A 17,763-nucleotide genomic window follows, 5' to 3' on the forward strand; every position below is an offset into this window, starting at 1 on the left:
AATATTTTCTCTTTGGGGTGAGGCACGCTGGTACGAAAATGCGCCGAGAACTTGTCGGAAAGACATCTTTTTTCGATCCGTCCTACTGGCGAGTTCTGCGATGCCCTCCACCGATGACCAGGTCGAATCGCTCTACGCGGAATTGCTACGAATCGAATCCGATTCGGACCGCGAAGCGTTTCTGCAGGCACAGCAGGTAGAATCGCCCGAGCGAGCGGAGCAGCTTCGGGAGTTGTATCGGTGCGGGAAGTTTGCCCAGCGGGTTTTCCGTGCGCTCGATGACGACGATCGGCAACTGAACGAGACCTGCGACTCAAACCCGACCGACAGAAAAAATTTGGAGTGGACGGTCGGGCACGGTCGGCTTTCCGAATTGCGGGCCGGAGCTGGAATCGGCCCCTACAAACTGCTGGAGCCGATCGGCGAAGGCGGCATGGGCGTCGTCTACCTGGCACAGCAGTCTGCCCCCGTCCGCCGCAAGGTCGCCCTAAAAATCATCAAACCGGGGATGGACAGCAAGCAGGTGATTGCCCGCTTCGAGGCCGAGCGTCAGGCGTTGGCAATGATGGAGCACCCAAACATTGCCCGGGCACTCGACGCGGGGACGACCGAATCGGGACTACCCTATTTTGTGATGGAGCTCGTTCGCGGCATACCGATGACCGAGTACTGCGACCGGGCGAAGATGCCCAACCGTCAGCGATTAGAGTTGTTTTGTGACGCCTGCAACGCGATCCAGCACGCTCATAACAAAGGCATCATCCACCGAGACATCAAGCCGTCCAACGTCCTGGTCACCGAACAGGATGGCAAACCGCTGGTCAAAGTCATCGACTTCGGTGTTGCCAAGGCGCTGACCGACAATTTGACGGACAAGACATTGTTCACAGGGATGTTCCAGTTGATGGGGACCCCGCTGTACATGAGCCCCGAACAGGCCTCCCTGTCCAACGTCGATGTCGATGTCCGCAGCGACGTGTATTCGTTGGGTGTGATGTTGTATGAGTTGCTCTCGGGCACTTTGCCGATCGATCGCCACACCGCGAAGGAACTCACCTTCGAACAGCTTCGCCTACGAATTTGTGATACCGAGCCACCGCGGCCGAGTAAAAGGCTCAGCACCCTCAAGGAAGACCAGGAAACCATTGCGGAGCGTCGTGGTTTACCTCCCAAACAGATTGGGCGATTGATCACCAGCGAGCTCGACTGGATCGTGATGAAGGCGATCGAAAAGGACCGCAAACGGCGGTATCAGTCGGCACGGGAGTTCGGAGAGGACATTCGTCGCCTTCTTGATGGCAAGATGGTCGAGGCTTGTCCGCCGTCGACGATCTATCAGCTAAGACGCTACGCCCATCGCAATCGTTGGCTGATGATGTTTGCGGCGAGCATTATCTTGACCATGACAATCGGAACGCTCACAAGCCTAAAATTCGCTTTCGACTCTCGACGAAATGCTGAGATCGCATCACGAGCCCAGGGAAAGGCGGAGAGTCTAGCAGCCGACTACAAGTCGTTGCTTGAGCTTTCCGAGGCAAATGCCAAGTCGGCCGAAATCGCTTCACAGAAAGCCCAAGCCGCATCCATGGAAGCTCGAAAGACGGCATATGTTTCAGACATCCGCTTGGCCGCCGCTCAGGTCAAGCAGGGATTGCAGTCCGAAGCGATGGAAACACTGTCGGAATATGCGGTGGTCAAAGATCAAATCGACTTGAGAGGTTTCGAGTGGTACTACCTTCTAGGGCAAGCGAATCAAAGCGATCGCGCATGGCGAATCGGAGCTGAGGTCGTCGGCATCGACTGGAGCAGCGACGGAAAGCTGATTGCCACCGTGGATCACACGTCCGCCTGTACGGTTTGGGATGCCGAAACGGGAGAACAATTGCACCGCTGGAATCCTGGTCGGACCATCGGGAAGTGCGTCCGTTTCAGCGATGACGGACAATGGCTGGCTTGGGGGACTGCATCCGATGACGCCAAAGTCCGGATCTGGGACCGAAAGACCGATACGGTGTCGGAATTAGCAACGTTTCCCGGCTCGGTATGGTCGATTCGCTGGAACGCCGATAACGATGAGATTCTGGTTGGCTGCATCACCCACTCGAATGCAGAGTCACGTAAGAACCCGACGGTGTTCCTCCTTCGACGCGTCAACGAGAAGTGGCAGATGGTTGAAAAAGACAGGTACCAGGGGAATCTCAAACTGGTGGACTGGAATTTTGACGAGTCACGAATCTGGGCTGTCAACGAGAAGAATTCTAACCACCTACGTAAATATCAGTTCAGCACCCTCAAGCACGAACACGTGGAAGGTGTTGCGCCGCCCAACACAAAAGATGGAGCGTTGGCCAATTGCTCACCGTGGATGGCAATCACCGATGCTAGTGGCTGGTGCGTCGTCATCAACGAAGCGAATCAAGAAGAGATCAAGAGATTTCGATGCCACTGGAGCGAATGTCGACCGACTTGGAGTCGTGATGATCGATTCCTAGCGACCTCAGGCATCGATGGCTACGTCAAGATTTGGAATTCCGAGACGTGGGAGCTTGTCCGGCAATTCGGCGGGCATCTCGGTAAAGTACATGACACGGCGTGGTCACCCGACGGCAACCGACTTGCAGCGTCTGGAGCCGACGGGCAAATAATCGTTTGGTCGATGGACGAAGAACCACGCAACATGCACCTGATTGGTCGGCGACAAGGTCAACGACGTTTCCGCTGGGCGACCCCGGAAACCATACAATACTGCGATGACAGCTCTCTCTACGAACTTAACGTTGACACAGGTAACAAGCGACTAATCGAACGCTACCCGTCTGCCTCAGAAAAATGGATTCTTGGCGCAACTGACTTCGCATTGGGACTGAAAAATAGTGCAATTGCCGATTGTACAGACCCTCGATTGGCTTCCGTTCTTGAAGGCAAAAGAGTTGCGCAATTTGCGGTGCATCGGTCGAACGAGAGGGCGCGTCTCGTATTGAGTCTTGGTTCACGCACGATACCAATCATCTTCGATTCCCAAAGCCACGACGATGAAATCGCTGTGGGAGATAAACACTTTGTGAATGTGGCCCAGTTCGACTGGTCACCCGATGGTAAGAAGATAGCCGCGGTTGGGAACGGGCTTCAATCGGATGATGGCACTCCGGCCTACCATGGATGGCTCTACATGATTGATGCGAGCACCGGATCAATCGATCAACGAGTTCAAGTCGGTTTGTCGCGTGATGGGGCTCGAACGGTCGACTGGTCAAACGACGGGACAATGTTGGCCGTGGGGAACGATGTCGGTATATGCGAAACGTACACGTCAGGTGACCTAATGAAAGTTGCCGGCGATAACCTTCATCGAGCAAAAGTGAATTCGGTCGACATTCATCCCGATGGTCGAACGGTCGCGTCCGGTGGAGAGGATCACGTTGTCTTGGTGTGGGACGCGAATTCCGGGGAAATCCTCCTTCGCTGGCAACTCGATCATGAAGCACGTCAAGTCGCATGGTCACAAGATGGGAGACGGCTTGGTGCTTACGACGCTGGAGGGAAACTTCACATCTGGGACATCGTCCGGGGAGAACAATTTGCCGGTTCAGACGCGTTTCTGGGCCGAATGGATTACCAAGTGAAAGAGGACATGTTTCGGTCGATCGATGCGGAACAATGGGACGCCGCCGCGACGTATGCCAGTTGTTGGATCGATCTTGCGGGAACTGAAATTGATTCTCCCTACTATTGCGCGGCTCTGCTGAAACTTGCCGTCGGAGACAAAGAGTCAGCTCGGTCGGTCGTCGATCAAATGCTCGCTAGACTTCCAGGAACAGATCCGCCCTCCAAGGAATCTTGGATACCGTGGACCGCTTCGTTGGCGTCAAATCTTTTTAAAGATTCGGATAGGGTCATCGAAGTCGCGCGTCGCACAGCCCACGAAAATCCCGAGGATGAGTCGGCCGCTTTTAAGCTTGGCACGGTTCTCGTGAGAGCTGGCCGACATGAAGAAGCGGACAAGGTTTTCCGGGAATTGCGGTTGAAACGCGGCGAACGCAAGGCTCCGGTCAATTTTGGATTCTTCTATGCAATCAACACATGGCACCTAGGCGACGTGCGGCGAGCAAAGGAATTGTTGTCAGCGGCCGACGAGGTCGCGGAATCGGAACTGAAATCCGATTCAGCGTGGAATCGCCTGCTGACAATCAAGTTGCTGCGACAAGAAGCGCACGACCTGATTGATCCGCGGAGAGAATGAAGATCGACAGCTGCGTGCTCTCGACCGCAATTCAAAATAAGCCACAAGCGCTGATGCAATCGGGTCCGCAAATCCGCCGAGAGAGGGTGAGCACGTATCCTTCACCACTCATCATGCACGGCGGAGATCACCCACCATGTTGCCTTCACTGAAACGTCTGACCCGAAAACGCAAACATGTCTATGATCGCCGACGACGACGAATCGCGAGAACTTTGGAGCGACTCGAAAACCGGCAACTGCTGGCCGCCGATGTTCAACTGTCGACGTACTTTGGCTCGGCGGAGTTTGACGACGGAGTTGGGGAAATCGCACAGGATGCGGCGGGAAATGCGTACGTGACGAGTTATGAAGCCACGGACCCAGTCACATATGAGTTTGAATCATTTCTTCGCAAGGTCTCTCCAGACGGCGACGTGGTTTGGAGTCAGGTTCTGGATGAATATGCCTATAATGTGGCGGTCGATTCCCAGGGATTCGTCTATTTGGCATCGTTGACCCAGCAAGACGGTCTGAGCGTGACTGCCGACGCCCATCAAGCGGGACGCGCGGGCGATTTTGATCTCTATCTCACCGTGCTGGACGGCAATGCGATCGACTCGGACCCTTCGACGCTATCGACCGATGAACTTGTGTATGCATCCTACTTAGGAGGCTCAGGAAGTGAGGAGGCTTTTCCGATCGACCTGACGGTTGATGATCAGCGGGGAATTTACCTGACGACGCGTACCGATTCAGCCGACTTTCCCACCACCAACCAAGCTTCCGTCGACGATTCTTACGGAGGCTCGTTTGATGCGACCTTGTCGTACTTCAGCTTTGACAATGGCTATTCGCTCGACTATTCAACCTACGTGGGCGGGTCGGGAATCGAAAGAGGCGTCAGCATCGATACGGATGACTCTGGCTTGATCCACTTTGCCGTCGTCACCGACTCGGCGGATCTGACGACGACCCCGGATGCGGCAAGCGCGACCCTGATCGGATCACGATCCGTCTACCTGGCTCGGATGACGACCAGTGGCGATCTCGAATACGGCTCCTACGTTGGAACGAGAACCGATGACGGGGTCGATATCGCTGCCACACCGGATGGTTCCACGTATTTGTTTGGGAAAGCAGGCGACGGCTATCCTGTGACGGACGGAGCCTACCGAACCGATATCAAGACATTTCCATACCAAGGTTCCGTCGCTAGTTCATACGGCAACTATGTCAGCCTGATTGATTCTGACGGAGACCTCGCCGCTTCGACGCGGTTTCACATCAACGACGATGTCATCTTTTTGTCGCCGGCAGACATCGAATTGGATGGTGACGAACTCGTCATCGCTGGATCGGAGAAGTATCTCAATCCGGCAGGCAATGTTCACCTTTTGCGATTTGACGCGGATCTTTCGACCCTTTTGGATTCCATTTCGATTGGTGGATCAAACGCGGACGACTGGTATGGCATGTCCAATGTCGTGAACGGTGAATTCTACTTCGGCGGATTCACGCGGTCCGAAGATTTTCCGACAACCCCAGGAGCTCCCGACGCCAGTTTTGGCGGAGTGACCGATGGCTTTCTTGTTCGATACGCCTTGAGTGACAGCGCGGAAACGAGCGTCAGCGACGTCAGCCTTTCAGAAGGGAATACGAGTCGAACTGCCACGGTCGTTTTGTCGCTGGCCGAAGCATGGTCGACCGACTTATCAGTCGACTATCAAACGATCGATGGAACAGCGGTAGCCGGGGAAGACTATGTCGCGACCAGCGGCACGTTGGTCATTCCCGCCGGATCAACCTCCGCCGCAATTGACGTCACGATTGTTGGAGATTCCCTGGCCGAATCGGATGAGTCCTTTACGGTTGAGCTGACCAACCTGGATGGGATTGGGGTGAACTCAACGACTCCCAAGGTCACGATCATCAATGATGATTTTTCCACGTTTGATGATTTCGACAATGGAACGCCCGATGGTGGGACTGGAGCTTGGCTGGATGAATGGGAACTTACGAACAATTCGGCGTTTGTCACCAATAGCGGCCCCAACGACGGAACGCTGCACGCCATCATTCAGCGACGCGGCTCACTGACCCGAACCGTCGATACCGCAGGCGTTACGGATCTTAACCTCTCCTTCGCCAGCAAATTACGTTCGTTCGAAAACAAAGATAAAGCTTACGTCCGCGTCAGCCCCGATGGATCGAACTGGACCACACTGAAAACCTTTGGCAACGGCGAAGACGACAACACCTACCGCGACTACAGCTTTGACATCCCGTTCGACGCCGACACGCTATGGATCCGCTTCGAAGGCGGAATGTCTAGCCGTTCGGCCGACTATTGGTACGTCGACACCGTTTCGGTCACTGGTGAAGTCATCGTGACGGATCCGTCTCCAACAGCGAGTGACGATTCGTATGCCGTGATGGAGGATGGCACGCTAAGCATCGGTGCCGCCGGCGTCCTCAATAATGACAGCGACCCCGAAGGGCAAAGTCTGACCGCGAACCTAATCAGCGGACCGGGCAACGGAACACTGACACTGAACCCAGATGGTTCGTTCAATTACACACCCGACGCGGACTTCGATGGCACCGATCAATTCACCTACGCTGCCAATGACGGGATTAGCGATTCCGCCGCTGCAACGGTGACGATCGAGGTCGCTCCCGTCAATGACGCGCCCGTTGCTTTTGACGACAGCTTCGCTGTGGATCAAGACACGGTACTGGTGGTTCCGGCAAACGGCTTGCTTGCCAACGATGGTGACGTCGATGGAGATGCGTTGTCGATCCAGCCTTGGAGTGGACCATCCGATCAGGGCGGCCAGGTCACTGTGAACGCGAATGGTTCATTCACCTACACGCCGCCGTCAGGATTCACCGGGATAGATTCGTTCGAGTACGCGGCCAGTGATGGCACCCTGCAAAGCGCCTTGGCGACGGTCATGATCGAGGTCGCCGAGGCGAATGACAATGCGATCTATGTCTATGATATCCAGTTCGATTCTCGCTATTGGGGTTGGCAGCGCCGTGCGGTCTTTCATGTCCGCAGTGACTCCAATTTTGATGGGCAGGGAAACAGTGCGGATCAAAAGGCCGCCGGCGTCGAAATCACCGTTCGATTCGCCGGACGCACCTATTCTGGCGTGACCGATTCCAATGGATTGTTCCGAACCGGGTGGATTTGGAACCCAGGAAGCGGGACCTATGCGGACGTTGTTGACCTGGCTTTGACCGATTACACCTGGGATCCACTTGCCCTGGACCTGGAAGATGATTCCAACGGTGATGGTCTGCCCGACGCAAGGCTATAAAATGGTGTTGCTCCTGTCCGGAATCGATAGGGCTTTGTGGCTGATCAACGAACGGTGAAGTGCGTCGCTGAGCAGATTGGGCAGGATTTCCGGGGTCTGTTGTGACGTTCAACACGAGGTAACTGTGCCATCCGACGACGCGCTGTCCGACGAGGAAGCTTTCAATAGGCTTTGCCGAGTTGCTGATCCCGTTGAACAACGGGATCTATTAGACGACTTGTGTGGTGACGACCATCAGCGTCGCAATCATTTGGTGTCGTTGTTGGAAATACGGGAGGACGCGGATCGGTTCTTCGCCGTCTTGGATTCATCGAAACCAAAGCGATCCCGATCGACGGTGAATGAAACGCCGACGGTCCCTGAAAACGCTGCGGACACTCCGGTCGACAGTCAATTCTCTCGATCGCCGCTGAAGCAGATCGGAAATTATGAGCTGACCCGCTTGGTCGGCCGTGGCGGCATGGGAAATGTCTTTCATGCCCGTGATCCGGTGCTCGATAGGGAGGTCGCACTGAAGGTGCCCCGGGTGGAACTCATGCTTTCGCGGGGCGTGGAGCGTCGCTTCATTCGCGAAGCGCGGGCGGCGGCGCGGCTGGATCATCCGCATCTGGTGTCAATCTTACAGGTCGGATCCGATGGCCTTTACCCCTACATCGCATCCCAGTGGTGCGACGGAGGGGACTTGGCGACTTGGATGCGAGAGCATCCGCAACCACGTGATCCCCGTGACGTTGCGATGTTCATGGCCGCTGTTGCCGATGCGATTCAGCATTGTCATGACCGCCGCATCGTGCATTTGGATTTGAAGCCGTCCAATATTCTGTTGGTCGGTCGCGATGAACAGACGACGACTGAGGGTATCGCACGCTTTTATCCGAAGGTCACCGACTTTGGATTGGCTCGACTCATCGATGTGCAGTTGGACAAAACGACCGACAGCATGTTTCTAGGGACGCCGCTGTACATGGCCCCGGAACAAGCCGAATGTCAGCGAAGCTTGATAGGGCCGGCAAGCGACGTGTTCGCCATGGGCGTCGTGTTGCACGAATTGGCCACTGGTGAACGTCCTTTCGATGGCGAAACGTTGACGGTCGTGCTTGACCGAATTCGCGCGGTCAACCCAAACTCGACCATGGCCCTTCGCAAATTGCCCCGCGATTTACGGACGATCATTTCCAGATGTCTGCAACGGGAACCAACGGACCGATACAAGTCGGCGCAATCGCTACGCGACGACCTGAAGCGTTTCGCGTCCGAGAATCCAATTCGTATTCGAAGAGTTTCGATCGGCCGCCGTTTTTGGCTATGGTGCCGCCGTCCGGAGCGTATCAAACAAGCGGGCGTAATCACCGTTGCGATTCAAGTTGCCGTCTTGAGCAATCTGTACAGTCACTACGTGTTACTGGGTTTGGGATATCGGGTGCCGTTTGATTTTGACAACCGTCAATTCTTCATCGAATCCATTCCCGTCGCCCTGTTTCCTCATCTGCCGTTGCTGATCAATGGTGTGCGGACCATTCGGCATCGTCGCTGGTGCATTTGCATCGGGACGCTTCTGAGTCTGGCATTTGCTGTCCTGTTGGCGTCGGTGCTACTTGGCGGCCGAGCTGCGTTTTCCGCCTACAAAGGCAATCCGTTTGCAAGCTATGTCGCCCATCTTTTTATCGGCTGCATGGCCATGGTGCAGCTGTGTGTGCATTTGATTGCCATCCCGGCGGCGGCCAAAATGTTGGCTGATCGCAAACGCAATGCACCATCGAAGACCATGCCCGAATTACCGACGGTCGACGATAAAACAAAAGCATCGTGACGGTGTCACGATGCTTTGGCGTTATGAATGGTCGATGTCGTTCGGCTGGAAAGCGATTGGCCGCAGCCGTCACTTACCAGGATCCGTCATTTGGATGCTGACTTGAGCGCTTCGACGCGTTCTTTGGGAGTTCGCTTGGGCGGCAACTTGTTGATCGTTCCGCCGGCGGCGGTGATCTTTTCTTCGGCCGACTTGCTGAAGCGATGTGCGGTGACGGTCAGCTTTTTGGTCAGTTCGCCGTCGCCCAAAATTTTGACTTCGTCGAACGTTCCTGATGCCAGGTTCTTCGCTTTCATCGATTCCAGATCGACCGTGGCGCCATCATCGTATGCGGCGTTCAATCGGCCGACATTGACGGCAAAGACGGTGGTTGCCCAACGGTTGTTAAAACCACGTTTGGGGATGCGGCGGAACATCGGCATCGCACCGCCCTGGAAGTTCGGCTTGCGGCTGTAACCGCTGCGGCTCTTGTGGCCCTTGTGTCCACGGCCGGCCGTCTTGCCATGACCGCTACCGATCCCACGGCCGATTCGTTTGCGGGCCCGGTTCTTGGTAATCCCGCGGTGCACGTCGTTCAAATTCATGATCTATCACCAAGTCGATTGGCTGGTCGTTCAAACGGACCATGGGATTTCCCGCTATGGCCGCGAACACTTTTTGCGATAATGGGCTTGTAGGCGAATCGAAACGTCGATTTGCGTCAAGGAAGTTCGTCCGTCGGCGCGAACCGCGGATCCGGGCGTCCTTGATCGACCGGGATGAAGTTTGGCGAACGGATTCAGTTCTCGACCAACTCGGCCGGTTCCAAACCACGCAGGGCAGCGACTTGTTCAATCGTACGCAACTTTTCCAGTGCGTCGAACGTTGCCTTGACCAAGGTGACCGGGTTATTGGTGCCGTAGGACTTGGTCAAAATGTCGTGGATACCGGTGGCTTCGCAAACGGCACGCACGGCTTGACCGGCGATGATACCGGTACCAGCACCGGCGGGTACCAACAGCACCTTGGCGGCACCGAAGTGGCCCCAAACTTGGTGCGGGATGGAACCGTCGACCAACGGGACTTGGACCAGACTACGGCTGGCCTGCTTTTGCGCTTTCTGAACGCTGGGCGGGACCTCGTTGGCTTTGCCATAGCCCCAGCCGACTTTGCCTTGGCCGTCACCGACGACGACCATCGCTGCGAAGCTGAACCGTCGACCGCCTTTGACCACGGCGGCACAACGCTTGATCTTCACAACGCGGTCCAGCATGCCGTCACCGACAGCGGGTTCTTCGTTTTTTTTTCGTTTGTTGCGGTGTCCGCTACTCATGATCTTTGCCCGTCGGCATGAACGGTCGATTCGTAAAGGGGGCGGTCCGTTTGGCCGGACCGTGCAATGCGTGATGGTCAGTGCTTGACTGAGTTTACAGTTTCAGGCCGCTTTCGCGGGCGGCATCGGCAAACGCTTTCACACGGCCGTGGTATCTGTTGTGTCCACGATCCAGTTTGACTTCGCTGATACCGGCGGCGGACGCCTTTTCGGCGATCGCTTTGCCGATTTCTGCAGCTGCGTCGCAGTTGCCGCCGACTTTGATCGATTCACGCAATGCTTTGTCGCGGGTGCTGGCACTGGCCAGCGTCTTGCCGGACGTATCGTCGATCAGTTGGCAACTGAAGTGCTTCAGCGATCGGTGCACACTTAGACGCGGCAGCGTGTTGTCGCCACGCAAGCGATTGCGAACGTGATTGCGGCGACGAAGCCGTTTTTTCTGAAGTTGTTTGTTCTTGTCCATGACGTTTGTTTGCCTTCGATGGAAAGGGCGGTGACCCTATCGCGGCCGTTGATATTACGGGCCGACTACTTGGTGGCTGCCTTACCAGGCTTGATCTTGACTTGTTCGCCTTGGTAACGCACACCCTTGCCCTTGTAAGGTTCAGGTTTACGCAGGGCACGGATTTCGGCGGCAAATTGGCCGACCTGTTGCTTGTCACAGCCCTGGACGACGATGTGCGTCTGGTCTGGGCAGGTTACGTTCAATCCCGTGGGGATCTTGCGATGCAGTTCGTTGGCATAGCCGACGCGAAGCTGCAAGGTATCGCCGCTGACCGTTGCCAGATAACCGACGCCCACGACTTCCAAACGCTTTTCATAGCCCTTGGTCACGCCTTCGATCATGTTGGCGACCAAGGCACGTGTCAGACCGTGGCATTCACGTGCGACACGAACGTTCGATTTTCGGCTGACGCTGACCTCATCGTCCTCGATCTTAACGTCGATTTCCGGACGGTGTTGAAACGTCAGTTTGCCCTTGGGGCCTTCCACTTCGATCACACGATTGCTGACGGACACTTTCGCGCCGCCTTCGATCTTGACCGGTTTGTTTCCAATGCGACTCATGTCGATCAGCTTTCAGTTTCGATTGTCGGTTGACCCAATCGGGTTGTCTGTCGGGATCGCCAACGGGCGACTATCGTTTTCGATGGTTCACGATCAACGTGTCGATGCAATGGGCGGCACCGGCCGCTTGGACATCGCTGATCGGTCGTTGACGGATGGGGGGATCAAGAGACTTCGCAAAGAACTTCGCCGCCGACGTTTTCACGGCGGGCTTCGCGGTCGCTCATGACCCCTTTGCTGGTGCTAATGATTTGGATTCCCATGCCGCCCAATACGGGCTTGAGTTCCTTGCCGCGGCTGTACAGCCGGCGTCCGGGCTTGCTGACACGCTTGATCGCTTGGATCACGCGTTCGCCGTTGGGCCCGTACTTCAGTTCCAGCCGAAGCGTCTTGGCGGGTTCGGTTTCCTCTTCCTTCCAATCCCACACAAATCCTTCGCGCTTCAGAACGTCGGCGATGCCTCGCTTGACGCGGCTGCTGGGGATATCGACGAACGGCCGTTCGACACGGACGGCGTTGCGAATGCGGGTCAGCATGTCGGCAATCGGGTCAGTCATCATGGCGGTAAAGCTCCACGGTCTTCTTATCTACTGGACTCACGAACTACCAACTGGCCTTACGCAGACCGGGGATCAAACCACGGTCGGCGTTGTCACGGATGCAAATTCGACAGATGCCAAACTTGCGATACACGCCACGGGGCCGTCCACAAAACCGGCATCGGTTTTCACGACGGGTCGAAAACTTCGGGGTCCGCAGGGCTTTTGCGATTTTGGATTTGCTTGCCACGGCTTGCTTCTGCTTTTGCCTAAGGTCAATAGTTTTGGCTGGCGGTAATGTTTGATCAGGACGAAACCTAAGCGGCTTCTTCCTTCTTCGGATCGCTCTTGAACGGCATGCCGAACAACGACAGCATTTCGCGAGCCTCATCATTGTTTTGCGCGGAAGTGACGAACGTGATGTTCATCCCTTGCGGCCGCGTGTACTTGTCGGGATTCAATTCGGGGAAAACCAATTGCTCGGTCAGACCCATGGTGTAGTTGCCACGTCCGTCGAAAGCATTGCGGTTGATACCGCGAAAGTCACGGACACGAGGCAACACGATCGACACCAGGCGATCCAGGAATTCGTACATCCGGTCACGACGCAGGGTCACCATGCATCCGATCGGCATGCCTTCCCGCAAACGGAAACCGGCGATGGATTTGCGAGCGGTGGTGATGACTGGTTTTTGGCCGGTGATTTCGGTCATGCAGTCGACCGCCAAGTCCAAGACCTTCTTGTCACCGACCGCAGCACCCACGCCCATGTTCAGCGTGATCTTTTCCAAACGAGGAATTTGATGCGGGTTGGTGAAGCGGAACTTTTCTTTCAAAGCAGCACGAATCGATTCTTCGTACTTCTCTTGCAGTCGTGGTTTGTTCTGTGCCATGGGTCAGGCTATTGCGACGTTGGGTGCCGGCGGTGCCGGGCGATTTGAATTGGACGGTTGCCCCCGATGTTGTCTCGGCGGCCGGGTTTACGACTTTTTAGCCTTGGCCGGTGCGATCTGGCCCAGGCTGGTGCCACTGGCTTTGGCGAAACGTTCTTTGCTGCCGTCTTCCAGGTAGCGGACACCGATGCGGGTCGGCTTACCGGTCGACGGATCGACCAACATCACGTTGCTGGCACTGATCGGCATCTCTTTGCTCAATCGTCCGCCCTGCGGGTTCTTCTGGCTGCGGCGAACGTGTTTCCACACGCGAGCGGCGCCTTCGACCACGACCTTGTTCTGTTGGCGGTCGATCTTCAGGATCTTGCCGCGGTGGCCTTTGTCCGCCCCGGCGACCAGAATCACTTCATCGTCGATTCGAAATTTCATGGCTGTCTTGTTCCTTGTTTTCCCTTTGATCCGGCATGCCGGCGTTCACGGCGATGCGATCAAACCACTTCGTTGGCCAGGCTGACGATCTTCATGAAGTTGCGTTCCCGCAATTCGCGGGCGACCGCACCGAAGATCCGTGTACCACGAGGGGACTTGTCTTTGTCGATCAAAACCACCGCGTTGCTGTCGAACCGGATGTAGCTTCCGTCCTGGCGACGCGTCGGCTGCTTGGTGCGGACGATGACCGCACGCACGACCGACTTCTTCTTGATTTCCGAGCCCGGGATCACGCTCTTGACGCTGCACACGATGATGTCGCCAACGGTGGCGAATCGACGCCGGCTGCCGCCGAGCACCTTGATGCACATCACTTCACGGGCACCCGTGTTGTCGGCGACGTTCAGGCGAGTTTCTTGCTGAATCATGATTCGGTGAAAATCAAAAATGAATGGTGGTTCGTGCGGACTGGGTTTTCGGCGTCCGCCGCCGGGACGACCGTCGGTTTTAAACCCGACCGGCGGTCCATTGTTCGGTTGTCATTGCCGACCAGCGGTTGTTACTCCGCCGCCGGTTCGTCGCCACTGTGTGCAGCTTCGATGGCTTCTTGTTCGGCCGGTGTTTCACCCTTCCGTGCGGCTCGCAAAGCGGCCAAGTCGACCTCGGTGGACTTTTCCAAAACCTTGACCAGTCGCCAACGTTTCGTCTTGCTCAGCGGTTGCGACTCGATGATTTCCACCAGGTCGCCGACGCCGGATTCATTGTTCTCGTCGTGCACATGGCAAACCGTCTTTCGTTTGACGTACTTGCCGTACTTCGGGTGCTTGACGACACGATTGATTTCCACGCGACGGGTTTTGGCCATCTTGTCGCTGGTCACCACGCCGGAAACAACACGCTTGGGCATTTTGAAATGATTTGGTTGGGGTTTGTCTCGTCAGTCGATCTTGTCCGGCTCAGGCCGTGGCCGATGCGTTTTCGGCGGCAATTCGACGTTCGGTTTGAATGGTCTTGATCCGGGCGATCAGCCGGCGGTTCTTCTTCATTTCGCTGGGCGTATTCAATCGCTCGGACTGGGATTGAAAACGCAACCGGAACAGCGTCTCGGCCGCTTCTTTTGCGGTCGCTTCGAGCTGCTCGTCGCTCATCTCGCGCAGTTCAGTGTTGGTTGCCATGAAACTTGATCGGCTGTCGTAAACGTTGTTCGGTGGATTGGTTCGGTTCGGCCGTTGTTGACGGTGGGATTCCGCTGATTCATGGCGGTCGGTGATGCGTTGATCAACGACCGTCGGCGGTCATCCCGTTGCGGCCTGCCCGTTCGAAAAAGTGATAATTCACCCGGGAATCAATGTTCGCGGGATGGCTCACCCGTTTTCGTCGGGCGGTGTCAGTTTCGGCTCAGGCCGTTCGCCGCTCGACGAAACGCACCTTGACCGGCAATTTGCTGGCGAGTCGAGCGAAACAGACTTTGGCCTGTTGCTCGGTCACACCACTCAGTTCGTAAAGGATCGTGCCAGGCTTCACCACGGCTGCCCAAAACTCGGGCTCACCCTTCCCCTTACCCATCCGAGTTTCCAACGGTGTGCTGGTCACGGATTTGTCTGGGAAGATGCGAATGTAAAGCTTGCCTTCGCCACGAACGTATTGTTGGGCCGCGATACGACCGGCTTCGATGGTGGTCGCCTTGATCCAACCAGGTTCCAAGGACTGGATCCCGTAGTCACCAAAGACCACCGTGTTGCCGCGAGTCGCGCTACCTTTTATACGTCCTCTTTGGCTTTTTCGATGCTTGACCCGTTTGGGCATCAGCGCCATCGGTGTCGTCTCCGTAAGTACCTTGATTAACCCAGACCTGAATCCCGATGTGCCCCTGTGGCGTCATCGCTTCAGTAATGCCGTAATCGATTTTCGCTTGCAGGGTGCTGAGCGGGATCGATCCGGCGATTTGTTTTTCACGTCGAGCCATTTCGGCTCCGCCCAACCGGCCGGCCAGTTGGATCTTGATGCCCTTGGCACCAGCGTCCATCGTTTGTTCCAACGAACGTTTCATCGTTCGGCGGAAACTGGAACGCTTTTGCAATTGTTGGGCGATGTCTTCGGCGACCAGTTGAGCTTGAAGCTCGGGGCGACCGACTTCTTCGACCTTCAAGTTGATGCGTCGGCCGACCAGGTTTTGAAGCTCGGCTTGCAGGATTTCAATTTCCTGACCTTTCTTGCCGATGATCAGACCGGGGCGTGCGACGAACATCATCACACGGACCTCATCACGAGTCCGTTCGATTTCGATGCGATCGATTCCCGCGTTGCGATACTGCGGACGCTTCGGATGGTTGCAGATGAAGTCGCGAATCTTGCGATCTTCAACCAGCAAGTCCGAATAGTCCTGCTTCGACGCATACCAACGGCTTTGCCAGCCGCGGGTTACGCCGGTGCGGAAAGCGACGGGATTGACTTTTTGTCCCATGATGTCGGGTGGATCTTAGGGGCTTTGATGGAAAGCGATTCGACGTTACGCGTCGATTACAGTTCGTCGATCGGCGTCAGGCCGACGCGGATATGGCTGAAACGTTTCTTGATCATGAAAGCCATCCCGCGAGCGCGAGGACGGATTCGCTTGAACATCGGACCGCTGTCGATTCGGACGTCGGTCAAAACCAATTCTTCAATACGGTGGCTGGTGCCGCCGTTCTGATCGGGATCTTGAGCATTGCCGACGGCGCTCTTGATCACTTTTTCCAACATGCGTGCACCACGCTGCGGCTGAAACTTCAGTAGGTCCAATGCTTCGTCGGCGTACATGCCGCGAACCATGTTGGCGACCAACCGGACCTTCTGTGCGCTGATGCGTGCGTTCTTGTGGACTGCGTTGATTTGTGCCATGGGATTTTCCTATCGCTTGCCGCCCTTGCCGCCGTGACCCTTGAACGTCCGCGTGGGAGCGAATTCGCCCAACTTGTGGCCCACCATGTCTTCGGTGACCAACACTTTGACGTGCTTACGCCCGTCGTGAACCATGAAGGTCACGTTGACGAACTCGGGGACGATCGTGCAGGCACGTGCCCAAGTCTTGATGGGTTCCGCCTTCCCCGTTTCCGACTGTTTTTGCACTTTGAAAAACAGCTTCGGGTCGACGTAAGGCCCTTTCTTTTGACTGCGACTCATGTTTGGTGTTTCCGTCTACGCTAGACGCGGGATCGGGGCGATTTTGTGTTTACTTCAACTTCAACTGACCGTATCGCCGGCTCTTGCGACGGCGAACGATGCTGCTGTTGCTTGGTTTACGTTTCTGACGTGTCGAACCACCCTTGGCACTCTTGCCCTGCGGGCTGACCGGGTGACGACCGCCCTTGGTACGACCTTCACCACCACCATGCGGGTGATCGATCGGGTTCATCGCGGTACCGCGGGTGTGCGGACGACGGCCCAACCAGCGGGCACGTCCGGCTTTACCCAGCCGCACGTTCATGTGATCGCTGTTGCCGACTTGACCGATCGTTGCCCGGCATCCGCTGGGGACACGGCGGACTTCGCCACTGGGCAACAACAACTGGGCCCAATCGGCTTCACGAGCCATCAAGGTCGCCTGCGTTCCGGCCGAACGACAAAGCGTTGCTCCGCCGCCCAACCGCATTTCGATGCAGCAGATCGACGTACCGAGCGGGATGTTTTTCAGCGGCAAGCAGTTGCCAACGTTCGGTGCCGCATCGGGACCGCTTTCGACCTTGTCACCGGCTTTCAGTCCGGCCGGTGCGATGATGTATGCCTTTTCACCGTCGGTGTATTTCAGCAGTGCGATACGTGCCGAACGGTTCGGATCGTACTGGATCGAATCGACGGTCGCAGAAATGCCATCTTTGACGCGACGAAAATCGATCACGCGATACTTGCGCTTGTGGCCGCCACCACGGTGCCGGGCGGTGATCTTGCCCTGGTTGTTGCGACCGCCGGTTTTTCGCAGCGGACGCAGCAACGACCGTTCCGGCTTAGCGCCGGGCGTCAAATCCGCAAAGTCGCTGACCGACGCGTTACGTCGTCCGGCGCTGGTCGGCTTGTATACTCGAATGCCCATGACAGGTCTGATTCAGATGGAAAGGATGTTTGGTGGGGCGTGTCGGTCGCTGACTACGGCGAAGTGAGCCGCGATCCAATTCGTTGTTGCGAATAACCG

General features: G+C 56.2%; 19 protein-coding genes. 3 read left to right on the forward strand and 16 right to left on the reverse strand.

The features are described from left to right. The first annotated feature begins 100 nt into the window (after window positions 1-100). From HFP54_RS03195 to HFP54_RS03205, 3 genes are all read left to right on the forward strand, one after another. Entirely contained in the window at window positions 101-4,240 is a 4,140-nt protein-coding gene (locus HFP54_RS03195; protein ID WP_168564011.1) for a WD40 repeat domain-containing serine/threonine-protein kinase, read from the forward strand. A gap of 136 nt (window positions 4,241-4,376) precedes the next feature. Continuing rightward, the gene (locus tag HFP54_RS03200; RefSeq protein ID WP_168564012.1) at window positions 4,377-7,544 is read left to right on the forward strand and encodes a tandem-95 repeat protein; all 3,168 of its coding nucleotides are present in this window, start codon (window positions 4,377-4,379) and stop codon (window positions 7,542-7,544) included. A gap of 124 nt (window positions 7,545-7,668) precedes the next feature. Further along, entirely contained in the window at window positions 7,669-9,354 is a 1,686-nt protein-coding gene (locus HFP54_RS03205; protein ID WP_168564013.1) for a serine/threonine-protein kinase, read from the forward strand. An 86-nt stretch (window positions 9,355-9,440) separates the two neighbouring features. Here HFP54_RS03205 and rplO read toward each other — a convergent pair whose 3' ends face one another. The 16 genes from rplO to rplB form a co-directional block, all read right to left on the reverse strand. Continuing rightward, the gene (rplO, locus tag HFP54_RS03210; RefSeq protein WP_146412495.1) at window positions 9,441-9,938 is read right to left on the reverse strand and encodes a 50S ribosomal protein L15; all 498 of its coding nucleotides are present in this window, start codon (window positions 9,936-9,938) and stop codon (window positions 9,441-9,443) included. 194 nt (window positions 9,939-10,132) lie between these two features. After that, entirely contained in the window at window positions 10,133-10,666 is a 534-nt protein-coding gene (gene rpsE / locus HFP54_RS03215; RefSeq protein ID WP_146412497.1) for a 30S ribosomal protein S5, read from the reverse strand. A 94-nt stretch (window positions 10,667-10,760) separates the two neighbouring features. Next, a complete protein-coding gene (rplR, locus tag HFP54_RS03220; RefSeq protein ID WP_168564014.1) occupies window positions 10,761-11,129 on the reverse strand; it encodes a 50S ribosomal protein L18 in 369 nt (122 codons plus the stop codon). 65 nt (window positions 11,130-11,194) lie between these two features. Further along, window positions 11,195-11,734, reverse strand: coding sequence for a 50S ribosomal protein L6 (gene rplF, locus HFP54_RS03225; RefSeq protein WP_146412501.1), 540 nt, complete (start codon window positions 11,732-11,734; stop codon window positions 11,195-11,197). 164 nt (window positions 11,735-11,898) lie between these two features. Further along, window positions 11,899-12,294: a 30S ribosomal protein S8 gene (rpsH, locus tag HFP54_RS03230; protein ID WP_145300755.1), complete on the reverse strand. Its 396-nt coding sequence runs from the start codon at window positions 12,292-12,294 to the stop codon at window positions 11,899-11,901. Window positions 12,295-12,337: 43 nt separating this feature from the next. After that, on the reverse strand, window positions 12,338-12,523 hold the full coding sequence (locus HFP54_RS26310) for a type Z 30S ribosomal protein S14 (RefSeq protein ID WP_145300752.1): 186 nt from the start codon (window positions 12,521-12,523) through the stop codon (window positions 12,338-12,340). Window positions 12,524-12,590: 67 nt separating this feature from the next. Further along, entirely contained in the window at window positions 12,591-13,166 is a 576-nt protein-coding gene (gene rplE, locus HFP54_RS03240; protein ID WP_168564015.1) for a 50S ribosomal protein L5, read from the reverse strand. Between the two features lie 87 nt (window positions 13,167-13,253). Beyond that, a complete protein-coding gene (gene rplX, locus HFP54_RS03245; protein WP_146412505.1) occupies window positions 13,254-13,595 on the reverse strand; it encodes a 50S ribosomal protein L24 in 342 nt (113 codons plus the stop codon). A 59-nt stretch (window positions 13,596-13,654) separates the two neighbouring features. Further along, on the reverse strand, window positions 13,655-14,023 hold the full coding sequence (rplN, locus tag HFP54_RS03250) for a 50S ribosomal protein L14 (protein WP_145300743.1): 369 nt from the start codon (window positions 14,021-14,023) through the stop codon (window positions 13,655-13,657). A 131-nt stretch (window positions 14,024-14,154) separates the two neighbouring features. Then, window positions 14,155-14,502 carry a 30S ribosomal protein S17 gene (gene rpsQ / locus HFP54_RS03255; protein WP_146412507.1) on the reverse strand — a complete coding sequence of 116 codons (348 nt, stop codon included), beginning with the start codon at window positions 14,500-14,502 and terminating at the stop codon, window positions 14,155-14,157. Window positions 14,503-14,551: 49 nt separating this feature from the next. Next, complete coding sequence (rpmC, locus tag HFP54_RS03260; protein WP_145300737.1) at window positions 14,552-14,770, reverse strand: 50S ribosomal protein L29; 219 nt, start codon at window positions 14,768-14,770, stop codon at window positions 14,552-14,554. A gap of 223 nt (window positions 14,771-14,993) precedes the next feature. After that, complete coding sequence (gene rplP / locus HFP54_RS03265) at window positions 14,994-15,410, reverse strand: 50S ribosomal protein L16 (RefSeq protein WP_145300735.1); 417 nt, start codon at window positions 15,408-15,410, stop codon at window positions 14,994-14,996. Further along, window positions 15,349-16,059, reverse strand: coding sequence for a 30S ribosomal protein S3 (gene rpsC, locus HFP54_RS03270; protein WP_145300732.1), 711 nt, complete (start codon window positions 16,057-16,059; stop codon window positions 15,349-15,351). Before rpsC ends, rplP begins: the two co-directional genes overlap by 62 nt. Window positions 16,060-16,115: 56 nt before the next feature. Continuing rightward, a complete protein-coding gene (rplV, locus tag HFP54_RS03275) occupies window positions 16,116-16,475 on the reverse strand; it encodes a 50S ribosomal protein L22 (RefSeq protein ID WP_145300729.1) in 360 nt (119 codons plus the stop codon). 9 nt (window positions 16,476-16,484) lie between these two features. After that, window positions 16,485-16,757, reverse strand: coding sequence for a 30S ribosomal protein S19 (rpsS, locus tag HFP54_RS03280; RefSeq protein WP_145300726.1), 273 nt, complete (start codon window positions 16,755-16,757; stop codon window positions 16,485-16,487). A gap of 49 nt (window positions 16,758-16,806) precedes the next feature. Continuing rightward, entirely contained in the window at window positions 16,807-17,664 is an 858-nt protein-coding gene (gene rplB, locus HFP54_RS03285; RefSeq protein WP_146412509.1) for a 50S ribosomal protein L2, read from the reverse strand. Between the last annotated feature and the right edge of the window lie 99 nt (window positions 17,665-17,763).

Source organism: Crateriforma spongiae (assembly GCF_012290005.1).
Classification (GTDB): domain Bacteria; phylum Planctomycetota; class Planctomycetia; order Pirellulales; family Pirellulaceae; genus Crateriforma; species Crateriforma spongiae.

Coding starts and splice junctions, on each gene's coding strand:
- rplR (WP_168564014.1), bottom strand. CDS start 11,129: ATGGACAAGAACAAACAACTTCAGAAAAAACGGCTTCGTCGCCGCAAT.
- rplF (WP_146412501.1), bottom strand. CDS start 11,734: ATGAGTCGCATTGGAAACAAACCGGTCAAGATCGAAGGCGGCGCGAAA.
- rpsC (WP_145300732.1), bottom strand. CDS start 16,059: ATGGGACAAAAAGTCAATCCCGTCGCTTTCCGCACCGGCGTAACCCGC.
- HFP54_RS03200 (WP_168564012.1), top strand. CDS start 4,377: ATGTTGCCTTCACTGAAACGTCTGACCCGAAAACGCAAACATGTCTAT.
- rpmC (WP_145300737.1), bottom strand. CDS start 14,770: ATGGCAACCAACACTGAACTGCGCGAGATGAGCGACGAGCAGCTCGAA.
- rplP (WP_145300735.1), bottom strand. CDS start 15,410: ATGGCGCTGATGCCCAAACGGGTCAAGCATCGAAAAAGCCAAAGAGGA.
- rplB (WP_146412509.1), bottom strand. CDS start 17,664: ATGGGCATTCGAGTATACAAGCCGACCAGCGCCGGACGACGTAACGCG.
- rpsH (WP_145300755.1), bottom strand. CDS start 12,294: ATGATGACTGACCCGATTGCCGACATGCTGACCCGCATTCGCAACGCC.
- rplE (WP_168564015.1), bottom strand. CDS start 13,166: ATGGCACAGAACAAACCACGACTGCAAGAGAAGTACGAAGAATCGATT.
- rpsS (WP_145300726.1), bottom strand. CDS start 16,757: ATGAGTCGCAGTCAAAAGAAAGGGCCTTACGTCGACCCGAAGCTGTTT.
- rpsQ (WP_146412507.1), bottom strand. CDS start 14,502: ATGCCCAAGCGTGTTGTTTCCGGCGTGGTGACCAGCGACAAGATGGCC.
- rplN (WP_145300743.1), bottom strand. CDS start 14,023: ATGATTCAGCAAGAAACTCGCCTGAACGTCGCCGACAACACGGGTGCC.
- rplV (WP_145300729.1), bottom strand. CDS start 16,475: ATGGCACAAATCAACGCAGTCCACAAGAACGCACGCATCAGCGCACAG.
- rpsE (WP_146412497.1), bottom strand. CDS start 10,666: ATGAGTAGCGGACACCGCAACAAACGAAAAAAAAACGAAGAACCCGCT.
- HFP54_RS03195 (WP_168564011.1), top strand. CDS start 101: ATGCCCTCCACCGATGACCAGGTCGAATCGCTCTACGCGGAATTGCTA.
- rplX (WP_146412505.1), bottom strand. CDS start 13,595: ATGAAATTTCGAATCGACGATGAAGTGATTCTGGTCGCCGGGGCGGAC.
- rplO (WP_146412495.1), bottom strand. CDS start 9,938: ATGAATTTGAACGACGTGCACCGCGGGATTACCAAGAACCGGGCCCGC.